Origin of the sequence: Flavobacterium ardleyense, assembly GCF_042686085.1 — a bacterium.
Classification (GTDB): domain Bacteria; phylum Bacteroidota; class Bacteroidia; order Flavobacteriales; family Flavobacteriaceae; genus Flavobacterium; species Flavobacterium ardleyense.
On the sequence record NZ_JBHUOL010000012.1, the window covers coordinates 170,914 to 194,394 of the forward strand.

The 23,481-nt window shown below is 33.1% G+C and carries 25 protein-coding genes; 9 read left to right on the top strand and 16 right to left on the bottom strand.

The features are described 5' to 3' along the window. Window positions 1-114: 114 nt before the first annotated feature. The 3 genes from lepA to ACFSX9_RS06480 form a co-directional block, all read right to left on the bottom strand. Entirely contained in the window at window positions 115-1,911 is a 1,797-nt protein-coding gene (lepA, locus tag ACFSX9_RS06470) for a translation elongation factor 4 (RefSeq protein ID WP_379805841.1), read from the bottom strand. A 123-nt stretch (window positions 1,912-2,034) separates the two neighbouring features. After that, window positions 2,035-2,448 carry a hypothetical protein gene (locus ACFSX9_RS06475; protein ID WP_379805843.1) on the bottom strand — a complete coding sequence of 138 codons (414 nt, stop codon included), beginning with the start codon at window positions 2,446-2,448 and terminating at the stop codon, window positions 2,035-2,037. Between the two features lie 424 nt (window positions 2,449-2,872). Beyond that, complete coding sequence (locus tag ACFSX9_RS06480; protein WP_379805845.1) at window positions 2,873-3,022, bottom strand: hypothetical protein; 150 nt, start codon at window positions 3,020-3,022, stop codon at window positions 2,873-2,875. A 130-nt stretch (window positions 3,023-3,152) separates the two neighbouring features. Between ACFSX9_RS06480 and ACFSX9_RS06485 the strand changes: the two genes are divergently transcribed. The 3 genes from ACFSX9_RS06485 to dusB all read left to right on the top strand — a co-directional run bounded on the left by ACFSX9_RS06485 (window position 3,153) and on the right by dusB (window position 4,969). Beyond that, window positions 3,153-3,509, top strand: coding sequence for a roadblock/LC7 domain-containing protein (locus ACFSX9_RS06485; protein WP_379805847.1), 357 nt, complete (start codon window positions 3,153-3,155; stop codon window positions 3,507-3,509). A 7-nt stretch (window positions 3,510-3,516) separates the two neighbouring features. After that, on the top strand, window positions 3,517-3,891 hold the full coding sequence (locus ACFSX9_RS06490; RefSeq protein ID WP_379805849.1) for a hypothetical protein: 375 nt from the start codon (window positions 3,517-3,519) through the stop codon (window positions 3,889-3,891). Between the two features lie 82 nt (window positions 3,892-3,973). Further along, complete coding sequence (gene dusB / locus ACFSX9_RS06495) at window positions 3,974-4,969, top strand: tRNA dihydrouridine synthase DusB (protein WP_379805851.1); 996 nt, start codon at window positions 3,974-3,976, stop codon at window positions 4,967-4,969. 217 nt (window positions 4,970-5,186) lie between these two features. On the opposite strand, the gene ACFSX9_RS06500 is transcribed toward dusB, so the two are convergent. The 7 genes from ACFSX9_RS06500 to ACFSX9_RS06530 all read right to left on the bottom strand — a co-directional run bounded on the left by ACFSX9_RS06500 (window position 5,187) and on the right by ACFSX9_RS06530 (window position 10,131). Next, window positions 5,187-5,546, bottom strand: a complete 360-nt coding sequence (locus tag ACFSX9_RS06500; RefSeq protein ID WP_379805853.1) for a nuclear transport factor 2 family protein — start codon at window positions 5,544-5,546, stop codon at window positions 5,187-5,189. Window positions 5,547-5,623: 77 nt separating this feature from the next. Further along, window positions 5,624-6,514 (bottom strand): pseudouridine synthase, encoded by an 891-nt coding sequence (locus tag ACFSX9_RS06505; protein ID WP_379805855.1) that lies wholly within the window; start codon window positions 6,512-6,514, stop codon window positions 5,624-5,626. A 30-nt stretch (window positions 6,515-6,544) separates the two neighbouring features. Continuing rightward, the gene (locus tag ACFSX9_RS06510) at window positions 6,545-7,465 is read right to left on the bottom strand and encodes a geranylgeranylglycerol-phosphate geranylgeranyltransferase (RefSeq protein ID WP_379805857.1); all 921 of its coding nucleotides are present in this window, start codon (window positions 7,463-7,465) and stop codon (window positions 6,545-6,547) included. 31 nt (window positions 7,466-7,496) lie between these two features. Continuing rightward, window positions 7,497-7,811, bottom strand: a complete 315-nt coding sequence (locus ACFSX9_RS06515; protein WP_379805859.1) for a type II toxin-antitoxin system RelE/ParE family toxin — start codon at window positions 7,809-7,811, stop codon at window positions 7,497-7,499. Continuing rightward, window positions 7,811-8,044 carry a hypothetical protein gene (locus ACFSX9_RS06520; RefSeq protein WP_379805861.1) on the bottom strand — a complete coding sequence of 78 codons (234 nt, stop codon included), beginning with the start codon at window positions 8,042-8,044 and terminating at the stop codon, window positions 7,811-7,813. The genes ACFSX9_RS06515 and ACFSX9_RS06520 overlap by 1 nt, the downstream gene beginning before the upstream one ends. A gap of 23 nt (window positions 8,045-8,067) precedes the next feature. After that, window positions 8,068-9,006, bottom strand: a complete 939-nt coding sequence (locus tag ACFSX9_RS06525; protein ID WP_379805863.1) for a mevalonate kinase family protein — start codon at window positions 9,004-9,006, stop codon at window positions 8,068-8,070. 45 nt (window positions 9,007-9,051) lie between these two features. Then, on the bottom strand, window positions 9,052-10,131 hold the full coding sequence (locus ACFSX9_RS06530) for a diphosphomevalonate/mevalonate 3,5-bisphosphate decarboxylase family protein (RefSeq protein ID WP_379805865.1): 1,080 nt from the start codon (window positions 10,129-10,131) through the stop codon (window positions 9,052-9,054). A 125-nt stretch (window positions 10,132-10,256) separates the two neighbouring features. Here ACFSX9_RS06530 and ACFSX9_RS06535 point away from each other — a divergent pair, with 125 nt between their 5' ends. After that, complete coding sequence (locus ACFSX9_RS06535; RefSeq protein ID WP_379805867.1) at window positions 10,257-12,695, top strand: T9SS type A sorting domain-containing protein; 2,439 nt, start codon at window positions 10,257-10,259, stop codon at window positions 12,693-12,695. A 115-nt stretch (window positions 12,696-12,810) separates the two neighbouring features. Next, window positions 12,811-13,287 (top strand): TspO/MBR family protein, encoded by a 477-nt coding sequence (locus ACFSX9_RS06540; RefSeq protein WP_379805869.1) that lies wholly within the window; start codon window positions 12,811-12,813, stop codon window positions 13,285-13,287. A 212-nt stretch (window positions 13,288-13,499) separates the two neighbouring features. Here ACFSX9_RS06540 and ACFSX9_RS06545 read toward each other — a convergent pair whose 3' ends face one another. Further along, on the bottom strand, window positions 13,500-14,717 hold the full coding sequence (locus ACFSX9_RS06545) for a BaiN/RdsA family NAD(P)/FAD-dependent oxidoreductase (RefSeq protein ID WP_379805871.1): 1,218 nt from the start codon (window positions 14,715-14,717) through the stop codon (window positions 13,500-13,502). A 129-nt stretch (window positions 14,718-14,846) separates the two neighbouring features. Here ACFSX9_RS06545 and ACFSX9_RS06550 point away from each other — a divergent pair, with 129 nt between their 5' ends. Together ACFSX9_RS06550 and thiL are read left to right on the top strand one after the other, a co-directional pair. Further along, on the top strand, window positions 14,847-15,323 hold the full coding sequence (locus tag ACFSX9_RS06550) for a regulatory protein RecX (RefSeq protein WP_379805873.1): 477 nt from the start codon (window positions 14,847-14,849) through the stop codon (window positions 15,321-15,323). 199 nt (window positions 15,324-15,522) lie between these two features. After that, window positions 15,523-16,569 (top strand): thiamine-phosphate kinase, encoded by a 1,047-nt coding sequence (gene thiL, locus ACFSX9_RS06555; RefSeq protein WP_379805875.1) that lies wholly within the window; start codon window positions 15,523-15,525, stop codon window positions 16,567-16,569. 82 nt (window positions 16,570-16,651) lie between these two features. Here the strand turns inward: thiL and ACFSX9_RS06560 are convergent, their stop codons facing one another. Together ACFSX9_RS06560 and ACFSX9_RS06565 are read right to left on the bottom strand one after the other, a co-directional pair. Further along, the gene (locus ACFSX9_RS06560) at window positions 16,652-18,196 is read right to left on the bottom strand and encodes a glycine--tRNA ligase (RefSeq protein ID WP_379805877.1); all 1,545 of its coding nucleotides are present in this window, start codon (window positions 18,194-18,196) and stop codon (window positions 16,652-16,654) included. 59 nt (window positions 18,197-18,255) lie between these two features. Next, window positions 18,256-18,978: a hypothetical protein gene (locus ACFSX9_RS06565; RefSeq protein ID WP_379805879.1), complete on the bottom strand. Its 723-nt coding sequence runs from the start codon at window positions 18,976-18,978 to the stop codon at window positions 18,256-18,258. Window positions 18,979-19,167: 189 nt separating this feature from the next. Between ACFSX9_RS06565 and ACFSX9_RS06570 the strand changes: the two genes are divergently transcribed. Together ACFSX9_RS06570 and ACFSX9_RS06575 are read left to right on the top strand one after the other, a co-directional pair. After that, on the top strand, window positions 19,168-19,725 hold the full coding sequence (locus ACFSX9_RS06570; protein WP_379805881.1) for a ComF family protein: 558 nt from the start codon (window positions 19,168-19,170) through the stop codon (window positions 19,723-19,725). A 66-nt stretch (window positions 19,726-19,791) separates the two neighbouring features. Then, window positions 19,792-21,399 carry an Ig-like domain-containing protein gene (locus ACFSX9_RS06575; protein ID WP_379805883.1) on the top strand — a complete coding sequence of 536 codons (1,608 nt, stop codon included), beginning with the start codon at window positions 19,792-19,794 and terminating at the stop codon, window positions 21,397-21,399. Here ACFSX9_RS06575 and ACFSX9_RS06580 read toward each other — a convergent pair. The 3 genes from ACFSX9_RS06580 to ACFSX9_RS06590 form a co-directional block, all read right to left on the bottom strand. Beyond that, the gene (locus tag ACFSX9_RS06580) at window positions 21,391-22,155 is read right to left on the bottom strand and encodes a nitrilase family protein (protein WP_379805885.1); all 765 of its coding nucleotides are present in this window, start codon (window positions 22,153-22,155) and stop codon (window positions 21,391-21,393) included. The two genes, ACFSX9_RS06575 and ACFSX9_RS06580, sit on opposite strands and share 9 nt — an antisense overlap. After that, window positions 22,156-22,608, bottom strand: a complete 453-nt coding sequence (locus ACFSX9_RS06585; protein ID WP_379805887.1) for a hypothetical protein — start codon at window positions 22,606-22,608, stop codon at window positions 22,156-22,158. It lies immediately after the preceding gene. A gap of 111 nt (window positions 22,609-22,719) precedes the next feature. Then, on the bottom strand, window positions 22,720-23,481 hold the full coding sequence (locus ACFSX9_RS06590; RefSeq protein ID WP_379805889.1) for a succinate dehydrogenase/fumarate reductase iron-sulfur subunit: 762 nt from the start codon (window positions 23,479-23,481) through the stop codon (window positions 22,720-22,722).

A 23,481-nucleotide genomic window follows, 5' to 3' on the forward strand; every position in this document is an offset into this window, starting at 1 on the left:
TAATTGGGGTTAAAATCATTAATAAATATAAAAATAGCTATTCCACATAAATCGAAAAAAAGTTTAAATAACAAATATTACTTAAACTTTTAAATTCTAATCATATAAAACGCTTTAATCGTTCAATTTCAGAACGGCCATAAATGCTTCTTGTGGAATTTCCACATTTCCTATTTGACGCATACGCTTTTTACCTTTTTTCTGTTTTTCTAATAACTTACGTTTACGAGAAATATCTCCTCCATAACATTTTGCTGTTACGTCTTTTCTTAAGGCTTTAATAGTTTCACGAGCAATTACCTTCGCGCCAACTGCTGCTTGAATTGGAATATCAAATTGTTGTCTTGGAATTAACTCTTTTAATTTTTCACACATTTTCTTACCAATATAAAACGCATTTGCTTCGTGAATTAAAGCAGAAAGCGCATCAACTGGTTGTGCATTCAACAAAACATCTAAACGAACTAATTTCGACTCACGCATTCCTATCGGATGATAATCAAAAGAAGCATATCCTTTAGAAACTGTTTTTAATCGGTCGTAAAAATCAAATACGATTTCAGCTAACGGCATATCAAAATTTAATTCAACACGCTCAGTAGTTAAATAGGTTTGATTAGTAACAATTCCACGCTTTTCAATACACAAACTCATTACGTTTCCAACATAGTCAGATTTTGTAATAATAGTTGCTTTGATATATGGTTCTTCTACTCTGTCTAATTTTGAAGGCTCTGGTAAGTCAGATGGATTATTTACAATTAGAATAGTATCAGGCTCTTTTTTAGTGTAAGCATGATACGAAACGTTTGGAACTGTTGTAATAACAGTCATATCAAACTCACGCTCTAAACGCTCTTGGATAATTTCCATATGCAACATTCCTAAGAATCCACAACGGAAACCAAATCCTAAAGCTGCAGAACTCTCAGCAACGAACACTAAAGAAGCGTCATTCAACTGCAATTTCTCCATAGAAGCACGTAAATCTTCATAATCTTCTGTATCAACTGGGTAAATTCCGGCAAAAACCATTGGCTTTACATCTTCAAAACCCTTAATCATATTTACAGTTGGATCCTTCGCATCCGTAACCGTATCTCCGACTTTTACTTCTTTCGCTTCTTTAATTCCTGAAATTAAATAACCCACGTCTCCTGTAGAAATAATATTCTTAGGCACTTGGTTTAATTTCAAAGTTCCGATTTCATCAGCATAATACTCTTTGCCTGTAGCCATGAACTTAATCTTCTGACCTTTTTTTATTTCTCCATTAATAATACGGAAAATAACTTCAATACCACGGAATGGATTGTAGTGTGAATCAAAAATCAGGGCTTGTAACGGTTCATCTTTATTCCCACTTGGAGGTGGAATTTTCTCAATGATAGCCGCTAATATATTTTCAACACCTAAACCAGTTTTACCTGAAGCATGAATAATATCTTCTAATTTACAACCTAGTAAATCAATAATATCATCACTTACTTCTTCTGGACTAGCACTTGGTAAATCCACTTTATTTAAAATTGGAATAATCTCCAAATCGTTTTCTAAAGCTAAATATAAATTTGAAATTGTTTGCGCCTGAATACTTTGCGCTGCATCAACGATCAACAAAGCACCTTCACAAGCAGCAATAGAACGAGAAACTTCGTAAGAAAAATCCACGTGACCAGGAGTGTCAATTAAATTTAGAATATATTCTTCTCCTTTGTAAGTGTATTCCATTTGAATGGCGTGACTCTTTATGGTAATACCACGTTCACGCTCCAAGTCCATACTGTCTAGCAATTGGGCTTTTTCTTCGCGTGCAGTAACCGTCTGAGTAGCTCCTAAAAGCCTGTCTGCCAACGTACTCTTACCATGGTCAATGTGCGCAATAATGCAAAAATTTCTAATTTTCTTCATCTTCTGATTCTATCAAATTTCTGGAAAATACCAATGTATCTAATCTGCAAATATAATGTAAAGTTTTGGATTTAAATTAAATTAGAAACCCTTTCTTCAATTCCTATACCTTAAGAACTTAAGCTAGAATATTTTTAGATACAACGGAATTACCACACTAACATCCACTCTTAAGCCTTTTGGAACATAGTATTCAGAATTATCGAGCTGAATTCCATAGCCAGCAGCCACTTCAAAGAAGGTCGCAAAACTCCAACCCACTTTTGGAGTGACTGTTTTTGGAGATAGAGAAAATTGTGTAAATATGAAATGATAACTATCAAAAGTGCTCCGATTCTCATCCGTAATATAATACGTATAGGTTAGTTCTGGAATAACAATTGTCTTTTTAGAAAGACACCCAATATTACTGCTCAGACCAATTGAAGAAAAGCTTTTGTCGAAAAAATACTTTCCACCAATTTTAAAAAAATTACTATTGAAATAAACATAACCCACATCAATCGCAGCATTTTTCTGAAATGATTGGGCATTCATATTTGAAAAAAATAGAAAAAAAACAAAGAGGATCAGTTTGCGCATAGCTTCTACTAAAATGATTAACCACTTCAAAAATAGATATAAAATTTTAAATTTTAAGGAAATTCAAATCGCATAAAATAAAAAACTAGTGGCTAAAAGTAGAATAAATTTTAAAAGCAATACCTTTTGAAGCGATATTAACTCAAATTTATAAAAAGGATTCAAATCCGTAGTACAAGGACTCAATATTTTAAAACCACAAAGAACCGAAAGAAAATTCCCTAAAAACATAAAACAAATCAAATCCTAAAGCGTACAATAAAAATAATTTTTTGATTCATAAAAAGGAAGCAAAACAACTCAATAAAAATCATTAAAAAACACTTTACAGGTGATTTTAAAACGTAACAAATGCCAATTAAATTAACAGTCGTTCAAACTATGAAGAAACATCATTTAGGACTGGATTAAAGAACTTATTCAGAAAGCCTTTTTTCTTTGCTTTTGTCTCATTCTTAATTGAATGCTTTCTGAATTCTGCAAGTTTTGCAGTTAATTCTTTGTTAAGACTTTTTAAGTTTTTCGTCATGATTTATATTATTATTTTTAATCAATAACCTTTTTTAAATCAAGTTATTGTATTACTTTTGCAGACCAAATTTCCAGGTCAATTAACCGAGTACAAAGGTATTAAAAATAAGTAAAATTAGTTGCTAATTATGAATAAAATAACAAAAGAAGAAATACTTGAAATTTTAAATACAGCCAACCTTGAAAACGTTTTATTATTTGATTCAGAAGGTAAATTAGTAGAGTCTAGCGGCTTTCAATATGACAAAAATTTCGCAGCAATGAATGGTGTTTTAGCAACTATGTGCACGGAAATGATTGCCGAATTAGAATATGGCGAATTGCAAAAGGTTATGATACAAGCGAGCACTGGACTTGTACTATTGAATAAAGTAAATAAAGACTACTACATTGCTTCATTTACAAAAGATATTTCAAAAATTGGAATATTAATGAAAACTGTAGACACTTTAATAAATAACATTACCCCACAAATTAATAAATAAAAAAATTATGTCAGACTTTTTAACGAATTTCGTAGAAGATTTAAAAGAAAATGTAGCAGGATTTATTGCAGTAGCAGTAACAGAAATTAAAACAGGAATGTCTTACAAAGCATTATCTGTAGACCCATCATTTGATGCAGAATTAGCAGCAGCTTACAACTTAGAAGTTGTAAAAGCAAAAATGTCAACAATCAAAGCATTAAACCTTAATGAAGAAGTTGAAGATATCATGATTACATTAACAAATCAAATCCACATAATCAGCGTATCTACAAGCGGTGAGTATTTCATTTACTTAGCTGTAGACAGTACTAAAGCTAATCTTGGATTAACAAGAGCTATCTTGAAAAAATACAGTAGAGAAATAGAGTCAAAACTATAAGAATCACCCTGTACATTCATTCAAAAGCCTTTGTTAATTCGAAGGCTTTTTTTTTCATATCTTTGCAAAAAATTAAAGCACAATGCCCAAAATAGGTAATATCATCCTGCCCGATTTTCCACTTTTATTAGCTCCGATGGAAGACGTAAGCGATCCTCCTTTTCGTCGTTTATGTAAATTACACGGTGCAGATTTGATGTATTCTGAATTTATTTCTTCTGAAGGATTGATTCGTGATGCCATGAAAAGCAAACAAAAATTAGACATCTTTGATTATGAACGACCGGTAGGAATTCAGATTTTTGGTGGCGATGAAGATGCGATGGAAATGTCCGCGCGAATTGTTGATGCAGTTCAACCTGATTTAGTTGATATTAATTTTGGTTGTCCTGTAAAAAAAGTCGTATGTAAAGGCGCTGGAGCTGGTGTTTTAAAAGATGTTGATTTGATGATTCGCTTGACAAAGGCAGTTATCAAAGGAACAAATCTTCCGGTAACAGTAAAAACACGTTTGGGTTGGGATGAAAGTTCTATAAATATTGATGAAGTAGCGGAGCGTTTACAAGATATCGGCGTGCAAGCGTTGACCGTTCATGCAAGAACGCGTGCGCAAATGTACAAAGGACATTCTGATTGGAGTCATATTGAACGCATCAAGAATAACCCAAGAATTACGATGCCTATTTTTGGAAATGGTGATATTGACTCTCCTGAAAAAGCATTGGAATATAAAAATAAATATGGCTTGGATGGTATGATGATTGGTCGCGCTGCAATTGGCTATCCGTGGATTTTTAATGAAATCAAGCACTATTTTGCAACAGGCGAAAAATTAGCTCCACCAAGCATGACAGATCGAATTGAAGCCGCTAGAAATCACTTAATCTGGAGCGTAGAATGGAAAAACGAACGCTTAGGAGTAGTCGAAATGCGCAGACATTATACCAATTACTTCAAAGGTATTCACAGTTTCAAAGAATACAAACAAAAATTAGTTACTACTGATGGCATTAATCAGTTGTTAGATGTATTTACAGAAATTGAGGACGTTTATAAAGATTATGTTTTTACTGAGTAACGCTCTTAAATTGAAACTTGTCACGCTTCTTTAATTACAGCATCTTTTGCATGTAGAACTGTTTTAGCCACTGATTTACAGAGTGAAAAAACATCTTTATACGTCGATAAAAAATTAAACAAAATGTAATCCTGAATTTATTTTAGAATCTTGAATTTAGATTCTGGAACGAATTCAGAATAACCAAGCACATCTTTTTTTTTAAGAATTATAAAGTTTACCCGTGATAAACTCTTGAGAAAATAATCTCTCCTTCTTTTATTTCTAATACTTCAGCAATTAAAAGATCTTCTTCGCCTTCAACTTGCCTAATGTATTCCATAAAAACACGATCTGTATTCGCAGTTAACGAGGTTACTTTATAATGCAGTGTAGGCAACCGATCAAATGCATCTTGCCACCAAACACGCATTGCTTGCTTACCAATGATTAATCCATCAGTTTCGGGTTGACGAATTTTTAATTTCGGACTAAAGTGTTGGGCTTCGTCATCGTACAAGGCTAATAATTTCTCTAAATCTTTAGCATTAAAAGCATCAAACCATCGAATAGCAATTTGTTGTAATTGATTAGGCATAAATTATAATTTCAAGGCATTAAAAAAGACACAAAGAAAAAATCGATGTGCCTATCTATTTTAAGAACTATTTTATTTTAAGAGTTTTTCAGATTGATAATTTCTTGTTCAGTCAAGAATCTCCAATCACCTCTTGGTAAGTTTTTCTTAGTTAAACCAGCAAATGTTACACGGTCTACTTTTAAAACGTCATATTTTAAATGTTCGAAAATCTTACGAACCACTTTCACATTTGATGTTTTCATTTTAACGCCAACTTCACTTTTTGGCTGATCGTCGATATAAGCAACTTCTTCTACGAATACTTTATAATCTTCAATCATCAATCCCGCTTGAATGCGTTCTAAGTCTTCGTATTTTAAATTTTTATCTAAGGTAACTTGATATACTTTTGAAGAACGTTGATTAGGAACCGTAAATTTTTGTACAATTTCAGTATCGTTTGTAAACAACAACAAACCTGTAGTCGTTTTATCCATTCTTCCTACTGGAAATAGATTCGATTTTGTAGCATTTCTAACTAAATCAACAACATTTGCAGCACCTTGAGCGTCATCACCTGCAGTTGAAAAGTTTTTAGGCTTGTTTAAAAGCACATATTCTTTCTTTTCTGGCGTAATATTCACACCATCAAATTGAACTGCATCCGTCAATTTCACACGGTAGCCCATTTCTGTAACGGGAACACCGTTAACTTTTACATTTCCACTTTGGATATAAATGTCCGCATCTCTACGGCTACACATTCCTGAATTAGAAATGTAGCGATTTAAACGCATTTCGTCTGGATTAGATGGTCTTTTTGGTGCTTTTGGAGCCTTTGGTGCTTCTTTTGGCGCTTCAGGTTTAGACGCAAATTTAGAAGGCGCTTTACGAATTGGCGCATTTCCTCTAGTATTACTATCCTTCTTGTAACCCCCTTGTCGTGCAGAACCTGGACGACTTTTATCATTTCCTTGACGTGACATAATTATAAACAAATTTTTGCAAAGATATAACTAATATGCAGAAATCAATTTTTTGCCGTGAATTAAAACAGCTGGTTCTATTAAAATAATGCAAAAAACCCCTGAAACTATAATAAATTTAAGTAAAAAGTGAAGCTTCAAGTAATCAGCCTTAGTAGTTGATTTCCATAATTTAACAACAAAAAACAACAGAGCAACTAAGCTCAAATAGAAATAAATATCCATATAACCAATGTCATATATGTCAACCAGAAAATACACAGGAATTAAAGTCGCAGAAGCCAGGATAGAAATGATAGTTTTAGCGCTTTTTTCGCCAAAAACAACTGGAATGGTTTTATAATCGGTAATTAAATCTCCTTCAATGTTTTCTAAATCTTTAATCAACTCACGAATGAAAATCAATAATAATAAAAAGAAAGCATGGACAAAGATTACGCTGTAGAAATTTTTATAATACATTAAAATCCCGAAGAATGGTAAAACGGCAAGAATTGAAGCAGTAATATTCCCTATAAGAAACATTTTTTTTAACTTGTGAGAATAAAACCAAATCAGGAAAATATAGGCCGAAAAGAATAAAACTGCACGCCACGAAACGAAAAACATCAACAGAGCCACCAATGCATTAATCGCAAAATATACTTTAAGCTTGGTTTCTTGACTTACTAAACGATCAATCATCGCCTTTCTTGGCCTATTGATTAAGTCTTTCTTAGCATCGTAAAAATTATTGATAATATAACCGGACGCAATCGTTAAAGTTGAAGCAATTACAATTAGAAAAAGGCGCCAATCGAGAATAATCTCCATAGCTCTTTTTTCGGGTGCTAAAATAAAAATAGCCGCTAAATATTGCGCTAAAGCAATTACCCAAATGTTATACCCTCTGATTACAGAGAAAAAACTGATGATTTTTTTTAGGAATATTTTGGATTTTCTAGTGAGCATTGTATTAAGTTACAGAAATCATTGGTTGAGATTAAGTTCTCTTTATTTTATCAGGATATTGTCGCGTATCAAAAACATCTGCTATTTTAATCAAACCATTTTTATTATCAATAGAATAAATGATTTTGTAATTTTTGAAGACCAAATAACGATATAACTCTTCTCTTTGCTTCAGTAATTCTTCTTCTTGCCCAATATCATTACTTTTCATTAACTTATTAGGCTCCGAGATTATACCTTTCAAAAGCTTACTAGCAATCCTTAAACCTGCTTTTTTACTATAGTAATTGAATATTTCATCTAATTGATCTTCAGCAAATTTAGACCAAACAATTCTCATCATCATTACTCGTACTTCGCTAAAAGCGTAGCGCTGTCTTCAAATCGGTTATTTTGAAAATCTAATTCTGATTGGTCAATGCGTTTATTGAACTGCTCCTCAGTCATTGAAGTACAAAAATGTAGCTCAGATTCTCGTTTTTCTTTATTCAAAATATTTTCAAGACGAGAAATTACTTCCTCACTTTGAAGTTTTAAAAATTCTTGTACAAATTCAATTTTTCGAGCCTCTAAATTCATCCTATTAGGTTTTAAATAAAAAACTAAAAATTATAAACTACTTCTAATTTATAGTCTTTTAAAGAATCTTTCGCTTTTTCTAAATCTTGAGTAAATCCTAAAATATAACCGCCACCGCCAGAACCACATAATTTTAAATAGTAGTCGTTAGTGTCGATTCCTTTTTGCCAAATTTGGTGAAATTGCTCAGGAATCATTGGTTTGAAATTACTCAAAACCACTTTAGATAGTTGTTTTGTATTTTCTAACAATGATTTTATATCGCCGTGTAAGAAATTTTCCACACAAGCATCGGTATATTTGATAAATTGCGATTTCAACATATTTCTAAAACCGTTATCTTTCAGGTTTTCCATAAAAATAGAAACCATTGGAGCAGTTTCGCCCACAATCCCTGAATCGATTAAGAAAACTGCACCTTTACCTTGTGTACTTTGCGTTGGAATTCCAGTTGCTTCAATATTATCGTGCGAGTTAATTAAAATTGGAATGCTTAAATAACTGTTCAATGGATCTAAACCAGAACTTTTTCCGTGGAAAAAAGATTCCATTTGCGAAAAGATCATCTTTAACTGCAACAACTTTTCACGCGTTAAATTTTCTAAAACTGTAATTTTATTATCCGCATATTTATCATAAATAGCAGCTACTAGAGCGCCACTACTTCCCACTCCATATCCTTGCGGAATACTTGAATCGAAATACATTCCATTGGCAACGTCACTTTTCAGCACATCTAAATTGAAGGTAACTAATTCTGATTGTTCTGATTGCAATTGCTCTAAATGCAACGCAAATCTTTTCAAACTTTCATTTGATTTCACCGCTATTTCTGATGGATTTCCGTCCATTTTCAAAGCGCCGTTGTAAAAGTTATAAGGAATTGAAAGTCCTTTCGAATCTTGGATAATTCCATATTCTCCGAAAAGTAATATTTTTGAGTAAAAAAGTGGTCCTTTCATAAATTTCAGTTTTCTTTTTCAGTAAACGATCAGTAAATATACAACTTAATTCAATTGCTTTGCACCGTCTCCAATTTGATCGCAAATATAGTGCCCTTTTTGGCAATAGTCAACCAATTCATCTTGAATAAATTGCAATACTTTTTCTTTGACATTTTCTGGATATAAAACGTGGACATTTGCACCAGCATCTAATGTAAAACAAACCGGAATATGAGTTTCCGTTCTGAATTTCCAAAGCCTATTGATAATTTCTAACGTGTTGGGCTTCATCAAAATAAAATACGGCATTGAAGTCATCATCATAGCATGCAAAGTCAAGGCTTCACTTTCAACGATTTTAATAAATTCGTCTACATTTCCTTTCGACAAAACACCTTTCATTTGCGATAAGTTTTCGTGCGCTTGCGCGAATCTTCGCTCCGAATAGGGGTGATTGTGCATTAAATCATGTCCAACCGTGCTCGAAACTTGTTTTTCGCCTTTATCAACTAATAAAATTGTGTCTTGAAAGTTTTTGAAGCTCGGATGAATGTCTGAAAATTCAACACCAAACAAATCAGAGCTATTATCGATTTCCGCGTGTTTACCCCAAACAACAACTTGCCCTTTTATACTTCTACATGCACTTCCACTTCCTAATCGTGCTAAAAACGAAGCTTTCGCGAAGAAATACTCTTCGGTCATTGCAGGATTAAGTGCTTTTTCTAAACTCATAATATTCATAGCCAAAGCAGCCATTCCAGAGGCAGATGATGCAATTCCCGAACTGTGTGGAAATGTATTTTGTGTGTCAATTTTAAAATGGTATTCCTTTAAAAAAGGACAATATTTCTCGATTCTTTCGAAGAATTTTTGAATTTTGGGTTTGAAATCTTCTTTAGGTTTTCCTTCAAATAACAAATCGAAAGAAAAAGAACTTACATCAGATTTTTTAGCAACTTCCAACTTAGTAATCGTTTTACAATTGTTTAACGTAAAGCTTATGGAAGGATTAGCAGGAATCTGATTTTCTTTTTTCCCCCAATATTTAACCAGCGCAATATTACTTGGCGCACTCCATTCAAATGAAGCCGTTTCTATAGTGTTGAATTGGCCAGCGATAAAATCTTTTTCAGAAAACATAACTTAAAATTTTAGCAAAAATACTCATTTTTACATAAGACTCAATGCAATTAATTAAGATTTTAAAATCAAGTATTTTTTTTCTAAATTTGCGTCCAATATCAAAATTTAACAAAAAAAATACTATGAAAAAAATTTTATTTTTTTTCCTCTGCTTATCTTATTTCTCCCATTCACAAAGTGTATGTGATCCAAACGGAGTTTCGACCGACCCAGCAAATCCAATCAACCCCCAAAACGCAAATTTTACAAACAATTTCAATTGGACCACAGCAGAGTCATTTTTAAACATAAACTCCACTTGCATGCCAAATGGCTTTACTTCGAATCCATTTATGTCAAACCAGACGGAATTATTATATTTAACTATTTCAAAAGACAATAAACCAGAGGACGGCTGGGAAATTATCGCTTATAATCTGGGATATGACAATAACAATATACTTTTAAACGTAAGGCCTGAACATTCATACTACATGTTATACAACAAGTTTACCGGTACCTTACGGATTTTGGCCAAATCATGTATGTACACCAACAACAACGTTGCTTTACTTACTCTGAAATTCGCTCCGGGATTCCAAACAAATCTACTAGACATGTCTAATGACGAAAAAACACTAGACATGCCTCACATATCTAACCCTTCTTTAAGCACATCTTTAAAACTTTTTAAAGATAATAATTTCTGGATGTACGCAGACTTTAAATTAAATTATGACCCATGCACTTGCTCCTTTGATGATTATTCTAGGTTATTACTATACACAGACCTAATCAGCAACTCATCCATTGAGTTAACCGGAAAGTTAACAAGAACAATAACTTCCATCACTGGCGGACTGGGAAGTACAAATGCTTCTGGTACATTCTGGAAATCTGCAACTGACGTAAATAACAAAATGATGACAGCTCATAAGGGAACGGTAGATTTCACGGAAACATATAAAAAAATTTACAAGGATTTAGACGATAGCGGTCAAACCATATATGCAATTAACCAACTTGGAAGTTACTTTAACAATAACGCTTTTATGAAGAGTGGATTAAAATCCCTACCATTTTTTAGTGGTGGTGTTAAATTCCTCACAGGCCTCTTTGGCGGTGGGGCGAGTGGCCAACAAACCATAAACTTATCACCCATGAGTGTTAATTCAGACGTTAAAATATCTGGAACCATTTCAACCGAATACCCTATACACAACGTAACCATAGGATTGCCAGGTTCTCAAAAACAAAATGCAATACAAGGAGTTGAAAATGGACAACCTCTATACACTGAAACCCTTGGTGTCTTTTCTTTAATTAATCAGCCAATTATGTATTTCAAGGAGATAATAACATCACAGGGTTATTTAAATAGAGAGAAAATTGACAAATACAATGGAACCGAATATTGGGAAAAGTACAATGAATATGATTTCGTAAAAAGACAATACAAACTTTCAGGAGAAACTTTGAAATTTGCAATCAATCCAGCAAGTAAATTAGAGTTACAAGATGCGGAAGTAATGTTAATTACAGAATATGAAAAACCATCATTTAAAATAAATGCCATGTACCCTAATAATCAAATACAAGGTTTAAACATGGACACTAGTAATGGATTACCAATAGAGGGCACTGACATGGGGCCAATCGTAGATACGGAGAACTATATTTTTCATAATAGTTTCAAAGCAATTGGCGCTAACAATTATAAAAATGACTATTCGTTTACATTTTTATATGATGTAATCAACAAACAAGGTCCCCAATATAATAAAAAACGAAGATTAAAATACAATAGTTTAGGTAATCTATCGAACAGATGGAAATGTTATGAAGGTGGTTCAGCAACAAATTGCAAGTGGACAAATAGTGCAACTAGGCCTTTTGCATATGTTCAGCCTAAAACAGACCCAACATCGCCATTCTATCACAACGTTAGTCCAAATGATTTTAAAAACAACGTTGTAGGAATGCCTTCTGGAATCACCCCTAGAGAGGAGTTTTTATCTCCTCGAATTAAGCAATTCAAATTAAAATTTATATTAAATCTTAAGCGCTTAGATAATCCTGATGCGCAAAACGTATTATATGTAGTAACTTACCCTGTGAAGCTTGTACGTGCAGAGCAGACATATAATATGGCGGGAACAAATTACACCTCTGACGCACTGGAATATGCTAATCAACCAAATTACGATCCTCAAGTGATAAGCAATAAATTTATACCTGCAACACAATCTGAACTGATTAATCTGTGCGCAAATTCTAATTACACTAGTGGAAGATCGAGTTTATCTGGACGAATAAATAATTTAAATGAGGAAAATAAGACTGAAAATAATAATTTAGTACTTTACCCTGTGCCAGTTGAAGACGTTTTACATTTCAATTTATTTAATTCAAAACTAAATAAAATCATTGACATGAACGGGAAAACAGTATTAGATCTAAGTAAAATTGAAATATTTGAAGATAGAGCGAGTGTTGACGTTTCAACTTTGGCAAAAGGAGTCTATATAATTTCGTTTACAAACGAGAATGGAGAATTAAGGCATCAAAAATTTGTGAAATAAATAATCAAAAACTCTTATTAATAAGCTACATTAGTACTAGATATTAATGTAGCTTATTATTTTAATTTTTGATAATTTTAGCTTAATTATATTCACAATAAATAAATTTAAAAGTATGAGCAAGTCTTTAAGAATTATATACTGTGTAGCAATCTGCTTAGTGGTTGGATACTTATCCAGCATCACTACACAATCGAGCATAAACACTTGGTATCCTACACTTATAAAGCCCAGTTTCAATCCGCCAAATTGGCTTTTTGCTCCCGTTTGGACGCTACTTTTCATTATGATGGGAATTGCCGCAGGAATGATTTGGAATCATTTAGAAAATCAAAGAGAATTAGTTAAGAAAGCTTTACTTTTCTTCACTGTTCAATTGCTTTTAAATGCACTTTGGTCTTATTTATTCTTCGGTTTAAATAATGTTTTATTGGCTTTAATTGAGATTGTATTGCTGTGGTTGGTCATCTATGAAACTTTCCATATTTTTAAGAAAATAGATAAAAAAGCAGCTTATTTATTTATTCCGTATTTAATTTGGGTGGGATTTGCAGCTGTTTTAAACGGAAGTATCTATTATTTGAATCGATAAAAATTCAAACAGCAATCTCAAATTCAAGTGCAAAAATCAAATAAAAAATTGGTTTTAGCCACAGATTCACGGATTAAAAAGCTCAATATTTAAGGGTGCGTTCTATGGCGAAATTGAATAAAACTTACTATTTGTCATGCTGAAATCGTTTCAGCATCTCATTAGTTTGGATGCTGAAACGATTTCAGCATGACAACGATTTCGCTACGCTTTTATTGTTTCGCAATACTTTCTGCTACGATAAATCCACCAGTCCAAGCGTTTTGAAAGTTAAATCCTCCTGTGATGGCGTCAATATTTAGAATTTCACCTGCAAAATAAAGGTTTGGTAATAATTTACTTTCCATCGTTTTAAAATTAACTTCTTTTAACTGAATTCCTCCAGCAGTCACAAATTCTTCTTTAAAAGTGCTTTTCCCATTTACCTGATATTCACCATTTGTCAATTGCTCCGTCAGTGCGTTCAATTGATTTTTGTTTAAATCAGCCCACTTAACTTCTTCGGTAATTCCAGCTGCTTTCACAAGGTTTTCCCAGAGACGTTTTGGCAATTCAAATTGTGGATATTTTAAAACCGACTTCTTAGCATTCTCTTCTTTACTTTCTTTTAAAGCTTCAATTGCTTCGTCAAATGAAGTTTCGTTTAACCAATTCACCATTATAGCGAAATGGTATTTTTTATCAGCTAATTCTCTTGCTCCCCACGCCGAAAGCCTTAAAATGCCAGGTCCGCTTAATCCCCAATGTGTAATTAACAATGGACCCGAAGCTTCTAATTTCGATTTTTTAACCTTAACAGTAGCTGGAGTCGAAATTCCCATTAATTCTTTAATTCGTACATCTTTCACGTTAAACGTAAAAAGCGAAGGAACCGGTTCTTCGATAGAATGTCCCAAATTTTGTAATAATTCCCAAATTTTCGGATTGCTTCCAGTAGCCATAACCAAGTTTTCGCATGTAAATACATCTTGAGTTGTTGTTACTTTCCAATGCGTTTCGGTTTTATATAATTCTTGCACACTGTGATTCGTTAAAACATCAATTTTCAACTTCTTTACAGCATCCATAAAACAATCGATTATGGTATCGGAAGAATCTGAAACAGGAAACATCCTCCCGTCTTCTTCAATTTTTAATTCAACTCCGTGTTTTTCAAACCATTCAATTGTATCGCCAGAGCTAAATTGGTTAAACGGTCCTTTTAATTCGCGTTCGCCTCTCGGATAAAACTTCACCAAATCATTAGGTACAAAACAAGCGTGGGTTACGTTACATCTTCCACCACCTGAAATTCGCACTTTTTCTAAAACTGTTTTTCCGCGTTCTAAGATGGCTACGTTCAGATTGGGATTGTTCTCCACAATATTAATCGCTGTGAAAAATCCGGCTGCACCGCCGCCTATTATAATGATGTCGTATTTTGAATTCAAGGTGATTTATTTTTTACAAAGATATACTTAATTATAAAACTATTTAAAACGGATCTGCACATCAAAAAGAAGAAACTTAAAAATGTTATTTATACTTTTGTCTGAACGCTATTTAAACGAATTACAAAATTGAAATCCGATAAAAAAACATATTCTTTCACGGAAGCACGCGCGAAGCTTGAATTCTACTGCGCTTACCAAGAACGCTGCTATAAGGAAGTTGAACAAAAACTATATGAGTTTCAACTAAGTACTTCAGAACGGGAACAAATTGTTATTTATTTAATTGAAAATAATTTTATTAATGAAGAGCGTTTTGCTCAAAGTTTTGTTCGTGGTAAACACAATTACAAATTTTGGGGTAAAAACCGCATTACAAACGAATTGAAATTCAGAAATATCTCTTCAAGAATCATCACCATATCATTAAAGGAGCTTCCTGAACCAACGTATATTGCTAATTTCCACACTTTGGCAGAGAAAAACTGGGAAACCATCAAAGAATCTAAAGGGCAAAAAAAGAACAAGAAATTCGTCGATTTCTTACTTCGTAAAGGCTATGAAACGCATTTAATTTACGATAAATTAAGGGAATTGGATAAATAAAAAAATCGAACAAGGATTATACCGATTTAAGTATTTGCATGATTTTTAAAACCTAGAAGTCAGATAAGCTTTGAAGAAGAAAATTAAAAAATCTCTTTGATACTATGATAAAAAATCAAGACATTATATAAAATTACTTTGTAAAACTTTCGAGAATGGTGTCTTATAATAAAATCGTACTTTTGCAAAAAAATAATTCATGTTAGAAAATAAAGACCAATCAAGAACCAGTATAGGAGAGTTAGGCGAATTTGGCCTAATTGACCACTTAACGAAACATTTTACTGTTACGCAAGCTTCTACTTTAAAAAGTATTGGTGACGATGCAGCGGTTTTGGATTTTGGAAGTAAAAAAGTAGTTATTTCTACCGATTTATTAATAGAAGGTGTTCATTTTGATTTGGCTTATATGCCTTTGAAACATTTGGGGTACAAGGCAGTAGTGGCCAATGTTTCTGACATTTGTGCGATGAATGCAACTCCGACTCAAATTACTGTTTCTATTGCAGTTTCTAATCGTTTTCCTCTGGAAGCATTAGAAGAATTATTTGCTGGAATTACGAGTGCTTCAAAATTCTATGGTGTGGATGTAATTGGTGGCGACACGACTTCTTCACAAAAAGGATTAATCATCAGTATCACAGCAATTGGTGAAGCAAATTTGGAAGATATCGTTTATAGAAATGGCGCTCAAGCTACTGATTTATTAGTAGTTTCCGGCGATATTGGTGCTGCTTATATGGGCTTGCAAATTTTAGAGCGTGAGAAACAGGTATTTCAGGTTAACCCAAACAATCAACCGGATTTAGAACCTTATACTTATTTAATCGAGCGTCAGCTAAAGCCTGAAGCACGAAGAGATTTGAAAGAATTATTCGAAAAGCTAGAATTAAAACCAACTTCAATGATTGATGTTTCGGACGGATTATCGTCTGAAGTTATGCATTTGTGTAAACAATCTGGTGTAGGATGTAATTTATATGAAGAGAAAATTCCGGTCGATCCACAATTAATTAATGTGTGCGAAGAATTTAATATTGATATTACAACAATCGCGCTAAGCGGAGGTGAAGATTATGAATTATTATTCACCATAAAAATGGAAGATTACGGAAAAATTAAAGCGAATCCAAACTTCACGGTAATCGGTCACATGACGCAAGAAAGTGAAGGAATGCACTTGGTGACGCGAGCAAATACAAAAATCCAATTGAAAGCTAGAGGTTGGAATGCATTGGAAGATTAGTATTCAGTTTTCAATATAAAAAAATCCCGAATTTCAAGAAATTCGGGATTTTTTATGTTTTGTACTTTTACTTCGTACTTTATTAAACAGTTCTCATTAACCAGTTTCTCATGGAAACTTCGGTATTGATTATGTTTCTTAATTCTGAAATTTTCACTCGATCTTGTTTCATCGAATCTCTATGACGAATCGTTACGGTTTCATCTTCTATTGTTTGATGATCCACAGTAATACAAAATGGTGTTCCAAGGGCGTCTTGTCTTCTGTATCTTCTTCCTATAGCATCTTTTTCATCATAAGCCACATTGAAATCCCAACGTAAATCTTCGATAATTTTATGTGCTATTTCTGGCAAACCTTCTTTTTTAAGCAATGGTAATACAGCAGCTTTTGTAGGTGCTAATACCGAAGGCAAACGTAAAACTGTTCTCGTTGATCCATCTTCTAATGTTTCTTCTTGCAAAGAATTTGAGAAAACCGCTAAGAACATTCGGTCTAAACCAATTGATGTTTCTACCACATAAGGTGTGTAGTTTGCATTGGTTTCTGTATCAAAATACTGTAATTTTTTACCAGAGAATTGCTCGTGCGCTTTTAGGTCAAAATCAGTTCTTGAATGAATTCCCTCTAATTCTTTAAATCCGAAAGGGAAATTAAATTCAATATCAGCAGCAGCATTTGCGTAATGTGCTAATTTTTCATGATCGTGAAAACGGTAATTTTGTCTTCCTAATCCTAATGATAGATGCCAATTTAAACGTGTTTCTTTCCAAAACTCGTAATATTTCATTTCTTCACCTGGTTTCACAAAGAATTGCATTTCCATTTGTTCAAATTCGCGCATACGGAAAATAAACTGTCTCGCCACGATTTCGTTTCTAAACGCTTTTCCTGTTTGTGCGATTCCGAAAGGAATTTTCATTCTTCCCGTTTTCTGCACGTTTAAGAAATTTACAAAAATACCTTGAGCTGTTTCAGGACGAAGGTATAAATCCATTGCGCTTTCAGCAGAAGCTCCAAGTTTCGTACCAAACATTAAGTTGAATTGTTTCACATCTGTCCAGTTTTTTGAACCTGAATCTGGACAAGCAATTTCTAACTCTTCAATTAATGCTTTTACATCAGCTAAGTTCTCTGTTTCTAAAGAACGCGCCATGCGCTGTAAAATGGTATTTTTCTGTTCTAAATACCCTTTAACTCGTTCATTTGTTGTTACAAATTCAGTTTCGTTAAAAGCCTCTCCAAATCGAGTTCTAGCTTTATCGATCTCTTTTTGTGCTTTCTGGTTTAATTTTTCGGCATAATCCTCAATTAAAACATCCGCACGATATCTTTTTTTAGAATCTTTATTATCAATTAATGGATCATTAAAAGCATCAACGTGTCCGGAAGCCTTCCAAGTAGTTGGATGCATCAAAATTGAAGCATCTAATCCTACAATATTTTCGTGCATTTGCACCATGGATTTCCACCAGTAGTCACGGATGTTTTTCTTTAACTCCACACCGTTTTGTGCGTAGTCATATACTGCGCTCAAACCATCGTAAATTTCGCTTGACGGAAAAATAAATCCGTACTCTTTTGCATGCGAAACTACATTCTTAAATATATCGTCTTGTTTTGCCATAATGCAAAAGTAAAAATACGAATGGAATAAAGAAAAGAAAATGTGCTTTTAAATGGAAATTATCTATAATCGAAGGTTGTAGTGCCAATTTTCAGGAAATCGCAGTAGATATTCACCACATAAGTCCCCTTAATTGTTGTATTTGCGTTTAAATCTACATAAACACATCCGTCAACGTCTTTATTATTGAAAAGAATATCAGAAACTGCGCTGAAAGCAAGTTCCGTTCCTGATCCATCGTTTAATGAAATGGTATCTTTAACAACAATTTGATTTCTTGGATTTACGGCCTGCACATAAATTTTTTTGATACCTTCTTGGATAAAGGAGTCACTTAGAAGCGTGTAACAAACTCTTAATTGCTGAATTTTTGACTGATCATTTTTACGAACGTCAGAAAATATTTTCACCCCTTTTACATTGATATTAACGGCGCTTAAACAATTAATTTTTCTTGAATTCTTTGTAGAAACATTTTTACTTTTCGACTTACTTTTGGGAGTAACGAGTACAAATTCAGGAACAATATCATCATTTAGCAAGCGCGCATCTGCATTTTGAACTAGCATCTCTTTAGTTCTATCCGATTCTTTCGAGATAGAATCGTATTTATGAAGTATTTCGTCAAGTTGAATTTCTAAAATTTCAATTTCTAATTCAGACTTTTGAATTTGATCATCGTACTCAGTAGATATTTTCAGAAAATAAAAAGTAACGGATACTAACAGCACTATTAAAACGACAATGCTAATTTTTGTAAGTTTATCTTTTTTTATAGCCATTATTATAATTATTTAACACAAACATAACTAAATGTATTAGCTTTACTCACATAAATCGACAAGATGCTTAAATATCTGACTAACTTACTTTTTCCATCATTATGTTACGGTTGCAATTCCCTTTTACTTAAGAATGAACAGGTAATTTGTGTAGAATGCAGACATAATCTGCCCCTCACACAACATCATTTGATTAGCGATAATTACATTACAAAGAAATTTTACGGCATATTACCCGTTGAATTTAACGCCGCGATGTTGTATTTTCATAAAGACGGAATAGCGCAACAATTAATTCATAATTTAAAATATAGAGGACATCAGGAAATTGGCACGTTCTTGGGACAGTGGCATGCGAAAGATTTGAAGGAAATTGGAACGAAGCATCAATTTTCTGAAATAATTCCGGTTCCATTACATAAAAAAAGACTTCGGGAAAGAGGATTTAACCAAATAACTACATATTGCACAGCACTTTCTGAAGAATTGCAAATTGACTACAACGAAAACTTATTATTTAGAAAAATATACTCCAAAACTCAAACCAAAAAAAATAGAGAAGCCAGAAGTGAAGTCAGTAATTCGTTGTTTGACGTTAACTTTTCTGAAAAAGACGCCGGGAAACACTTCTTGTTAGTAGATGACGTAATTACATCTGGAGCAACATTAGAAGCCTGCGCCAAAGCTTTATTGAAAATTCCAGATGCAAAAATTAGCATTATTACAATTGCTTACTCAGAATCATAAAAATTACTAAAAATTGTAGGCTTCCACCAATTATAGTTGTTATTTTTGTAACTTCTTTATTCTGATATGATGACAAAATTAAAATATACAATTGTTCTTATTGTTTCGCTATCGTTATTGACTAGTTGTGCTAAAAGAGGCACAATTACAGGTGGCGCAAAAGACACGATTGCACCAAAAATAACTGGAAGTTACCCTAAAAATTTCAGTACGGATTTCAAAGGTAAAGACATAAAAATTGATTTTAATGAATTGATTAAGGTAAAAGATATTTCTAAACAACTGATTATATCGCCACCTATGAAGAAACAACCTATAATTGTTCCTCAAGGAAGTGCAAGTAAATTCATCTCTATTAAAATAATAGACACGTTAAAAGAAAACACCACTTACAGTTTCAATTTTGGTCAAAGTATTTCAGACAACAACGAAAACAACCCTTATTCGCAATTCAAATATGTATTTTCAACCGGAAGTTACATTGATTCATTGACAGTTGTGGGAAAAATAAAAGATGCCGTTGCACAAAAGCCGGATAATTTTGTTTCTGTTCTACTTTATGACGCTGAAACATTTACAGATTCAACCGTTTACAAGGAAACTCCTTTATATATTACGAATACTTTAGACAGTTTGAAATATTTCTCATTAGAGAATCTAAAAGAAGGAAAGTACAGAATTATTGCCCTTAAAGACAAATCAGGAAATAATAAATTTGATCCTAAAAGTGATAAAATAGGATTTTTAGAAGAAGCAATCACTTTACCGACAACAACGATGTACGAATTAGAATTGTTCGCTGAAAAGCCGCAATTCAAAGCAGAACGACCTTATCAAGAAAGCAATAATAAATTATATTTAGGATTCGCTGGAAACGGCATAAAGACCGAAGTTACCGGAAAAAGCAATGGTAAAGAAGTTCCGTTACGCCTAACAAAATTTCCGGGAAAGGAGAAAGACAGTTTACAAATTTACTTTCCGTTAGCTGTAAAAGATTCGATTCAGATTGCAGTTAAAAACGGTGAGTATTACAAAGAATTTACAACGAAGTTAAAAGATTATAAAGAAGCTGACTCTTTATACATTTCTAATAAAACTGGAGGCATATTGTCCTTTAGAAATTCTTTCAAATTAGCAACAAAAACACCGTTAAATACAATTGATGAATCTAAAATATTTATTCGTAAAAAAGACTCTACTTTTGTGAAATACACTTCGAAATACGATGAATTCAACCAGGAAATTAATTTTGATTTTGTTAAAGAAGAAGATGAAAAATATGCCATAGAACTTTTACCAGGCGCAATAAAAGATTTTTACGAAAAGGAAAATGATTCTTTGAATTTCAAATTCAACACAAAGTTATTGTCAGATTACGGGAATCTCAAAGTAAATGTAGTAGGCGCAAAACGCTTTCCTATCATTTTAGAAGTCTTAGATGATAGTGGCGTAGTTCTTTACAAGAAAAGCTCCACTAAAGAAACGATTTTTGAATTTGAAACCATTGAACCAAAGTCTTACACGCTTCGCATTGTTTATGATGACAATGGAAATGAAGAATGGGATACTGGTAATTATTTGGCTAAACAGCAAGCGGAGGAAATCGTTTATTTCGCAAAGAAAATTGATGTTAGAGCCAATTGGGATGTCGATCAAGAATTTGGACTAGATTAGTTTAAAATCGTCCTTATCGTTTAAAAAGTTCATTTTGTGACGTGTTTTAGTTTGCTCAATTTTATCTAATTCACAAATAAAAACACCCAAATCGTTTTCACAATTTAAAGCTTCATTACCTAAAAAATCAATTATTTTAGAATGACCCGGGTATTCAAGTTGATTGAAATCTTCACCAATCCTATTAACGCCGATTGTGTAACTCATGTTCTCAATTGCACGGGCTTTTAAAAGCGCATCCCAAGCCGTTATCCGCACTTTTGGCCAATTTGCAACATAGATTAGCAAATCATAGTCCTCAGTGTTTCTAGCAAAGACAGGAAAGCGCAAGTCATAGCAGATTTGAAGACAAATATTCCAATTATTATAGTTAACAATTACTTTATTATTTCCTTTAGTATAGACTTTTTCTTCACCGGCTAAAGTAAACAAATGACGTTTGTCATAATAATCTATTTTGCCCGAAGGATGCACAAATACCATCCGGTTGTAGCAATTTCCATTTTCTTCGATTACTAAGCTTCCGGTAATAGCACAACTTTTCTGTTTAGCCAATCCCTTTAACCAACAAATCGTTTCGCCATTCATAGTTTCAGCTACCGATTCTGGATGCATCGTAAAACCTGAAGTAAACATTTCAGGAAGCACGAATAAATCAAAATGCGTTTCTTCATTCAAAAAATATTCTTCGATGAATTTACGATTGGTTTCAGGTTGCTCCCAAGCCAATTTGGTTTGAAAAAGGGCTACTTTCATTTATTCTGTTTTAATTGAATAATTCCAATCATTTACTGGATGTAAATTTGACACTAATGGAATAATTAAAACAGGAAGCCCTCCTACTAACAATATGGCGCCAGCAAGCGATCCAAGACCTCCTGTTCCAACTGTAGTAATACCTGCAATTACCATGACTGAACCATATACAATAAATACAGGGTTAGCAATTGTTCCAAAAAGAGATTTTCGCTTCATAGTTACCACGTCTTCTAATAAAACAATCTTTTCTTTAATCAGTATGCTGGATGAATCAATAACTGTAAATCTTCCATACAGTTTTTCTCCATCTGTAGTTTCAACCTTAATGCGCTTGTTCTCTTTAATCTCAATAGTACGATTTGAATTATTCTTTTGAATTACCAGCACATTACTTTGTGCAAAAGAAAAAACTGAAAAAGCGAAGAAGAAAAATATAAATAAATATTTCATACCGTTAATTTTAAAAGTAAAAATACATTTTTAATACACACCATAATAAATTTTATAAAAAAACGCATCCAAATAAATGAATGCGTTTCTATATAATAAAGTATCAGTCGATTACTTGATAGAAGCTTTTAAAAATTCTCTATTCAAACGAGCTATGCTTTCTAATGAAATTCCTTTAGGACATTCCACTTCACAAGCTCCTGTATTAGTACAATTTCCAAATCCTTCTTCATCCATTTGACGTACCATGTTCAATACACGTTGCGTTGCTTCAACTTTCCCTTGAGGCAATAATGCATACTGAGAAACTTTAGCGCCAACAAATAACATGGCTGATCCATTTTTACAAGAAGCTACACAAGCACCACAACCAATACAAGCTGCTGACATAAATGCTGTATCTGCATCGTCTTTAGGAATTGGAATAGAGTTCGCATCAATAGTATTACCAGATGTGTTTACTGAAACGAAACCTCCTGCTTGTTGAATTCTATCAAAAGCACTTCTATCTACAATTAAATCTTTAATGACTGGGAAAGCTGCACTTCTCCAAGGCTCAATAAAAATAGTATCACCGTCGTTAAACATTCTCATGTGTAACTGACATGTAGTGATTCCAGTGTCTGGTCCGTGAGGACGTCCATTGATATATAAAGAACAAGAACCACAAATCCCTTCACGACAGTCGTGATCAAATGCAACAGGTTCTTTCTTTTCGTTAATTAATTGCTCATTTAATTGGTCTAACATTTCCAAAAACGAACTTGCTGTAGAAACATTATCTAATGAATAAGTTTCTATGTTTCCTTTAGCTTTATCGTTTTTTTGACGCCAAACTTTCAGGGTGATATTTATATTTTTAGCTGCGCTCAT

Excerpts from the sequence above, each read along its gene's own strand:
- ACFSX9_RS06500 (WP_379805853.1), bottom strand. The coding sequence starts at position 5,546 with ATGCCTAATCAATTACAACAAATTGCTATTCGATGGTTTGATGCTTTT.
- ACFSX9_RS06485 (WP_379805847.1), top strand. The coding sequence starts at position 3,153 with ATGAATAAAATAACAAAAGAAGAAATACTTGAAATTTTAAATACAGCC.
- dusB (WP_379805851.1), top strand. The coding sequence starts at position 3,974 with ATGCCCAAAATAGGTAATATCATCCTGCCCGATTTTCCACTTTTATTA.
- ACFSX9_RS06515 (WP_379805859.1), bottom strand. The coding sequence starts at position 7,811 with ATGATGATGAGAATTGTTTGGTCTAAATTTGCTGAAGATCAATTAGAT.
- ACFSX9_RS06540 (WP_379805869.1), top strand. The coding sequence starts at position 12,811 with ATGAGCAAGTCTTTAAGAATTATATACTGTGTAGCAATCTGCTTAGTG.
- ACFSX9_RS06490 (WP_379805849.1), top strand. The coding sequence starts at position 3,517 with ATGTCAGACTTTTTAACGAATTTCGTAGAAGATTTAAAAGAAAATGTA.
- ACFSX9_RS06525 (WP_379805863.1), bottom strand. The coding sequence starts at position 9,006 with ATGAAAGGACCACTTTTTTACTCAAAAATATTACTTTTCGGAGAATAT.
- ACFSX9_RS06505 (WP_379805855.1), bottom strand. The coding sequence starts at position 6,514 with ATGTCACGTCAAGGAAATGATAAAAGTCGTCCAGGTTCTGCACGACAA.
- ACFSX9_RS06565 (WP_379805879.1), bottom strand. The coding sequence starts at position 18,978 with ATGGCTATAAAAAAAGATAAACTTACAAAAATTAGCATTGTCGTTTTA.
- ACFSX9_RS06560 (WP_379805877.1), bottom strand. The coding sequence starts at position 18,196 with ATGGCAAAACAAGACGATATATTTAAGAATGTAGTTTCGCATGCAAAA.
- ACFSX9_RS06480 (WP_379805845.1), bottom strand. The coding sequence starts at position 3,022 with ATGACGAAAAACTTAAAAAGTCTTAACAAAGAATTAACTGCAAAACTT.
- ACFSX9_RS06575 (WP_379805883.1), top strand. The coding sequence starts at position 19,792 with ATGATGACAAAATTAAAATATACAATTGTTCTTATTGTTTCGCTATCG.
- ACFSX9_RS06530 (WP_379805865.1), bottom strand. The coding sequence starts at position 10,131 with ATGTTTTCTGAAAAAGATTTTATCGCTGGCCAATTCAACACTATAGAA.
- lepA (WP_379805841.1), bottom strand. The coding sequence starts at position 1,911 with ATGAAGAAAATTAGAAATTTTTGCATTATTGCGCACATTGACCATGGT.
- ACFSX9_RS06535 (WP_379805867.1), top strand. The coding sequence starts at position 10,257 with ATGAAAAAAATTTTATTTTTTTTCCTCTGCTTATCTTATTTCTCCCAT.
- ACFSX9_RS06510 (WP_379805857.1), bottom strand. The coding sequence starts at position 7,465 with ATGCTCACTAGAAAATCCAAAATATTCCTAAAAAAAATCATCAGTTTT.
- thiL (WP_379805875.1), top strand. The coding sequence starts at position 15,523 with ATGTTAGAAAATAAAGACCAATCAAGAACCAGTATAGGAGAGTTAGGC.
- ACFSX9_RS06520 (WP_379805861.1), bottom strand. The coding sequence starts at position 8,044 with ATGAATTTAGAGGCTCGAAAAATTGAATTTGTACAAGAATTTTTAAAA.
- ACFSX9_RS06590 (WP_379805889.1), bottom strand. The coding sequence starts at position 23,481 with ATGAGCGCAGCTAAAAATATAAATATCACCCTGAAAGTTTGGCGTCAA.
- ACFSX9_RS06585 (WP_379805887.1), bottom strand. The coding sequence starts at position 22,608 with ATGAAATATTTATTTATATTTTTCTTCTTCGCTTTTTCAGTTTTTTCT.
- ACFSX9_RS06580 (WP_379805885.1), bottom strand. The coding sequence starts at position 22,155 with ATGAAAGTAGCCCTTTTTCAAACCAAATTGGCTTGGGAGCAACCTGAA.
- ACFSX9_RS06475 (WP_379805843.1), bottom strand. The coding sequence starts at position 2,448 with ATGAATGCCCAATCATTTCAGAAAAATGCTGCGATTGATGTGGGTTAT.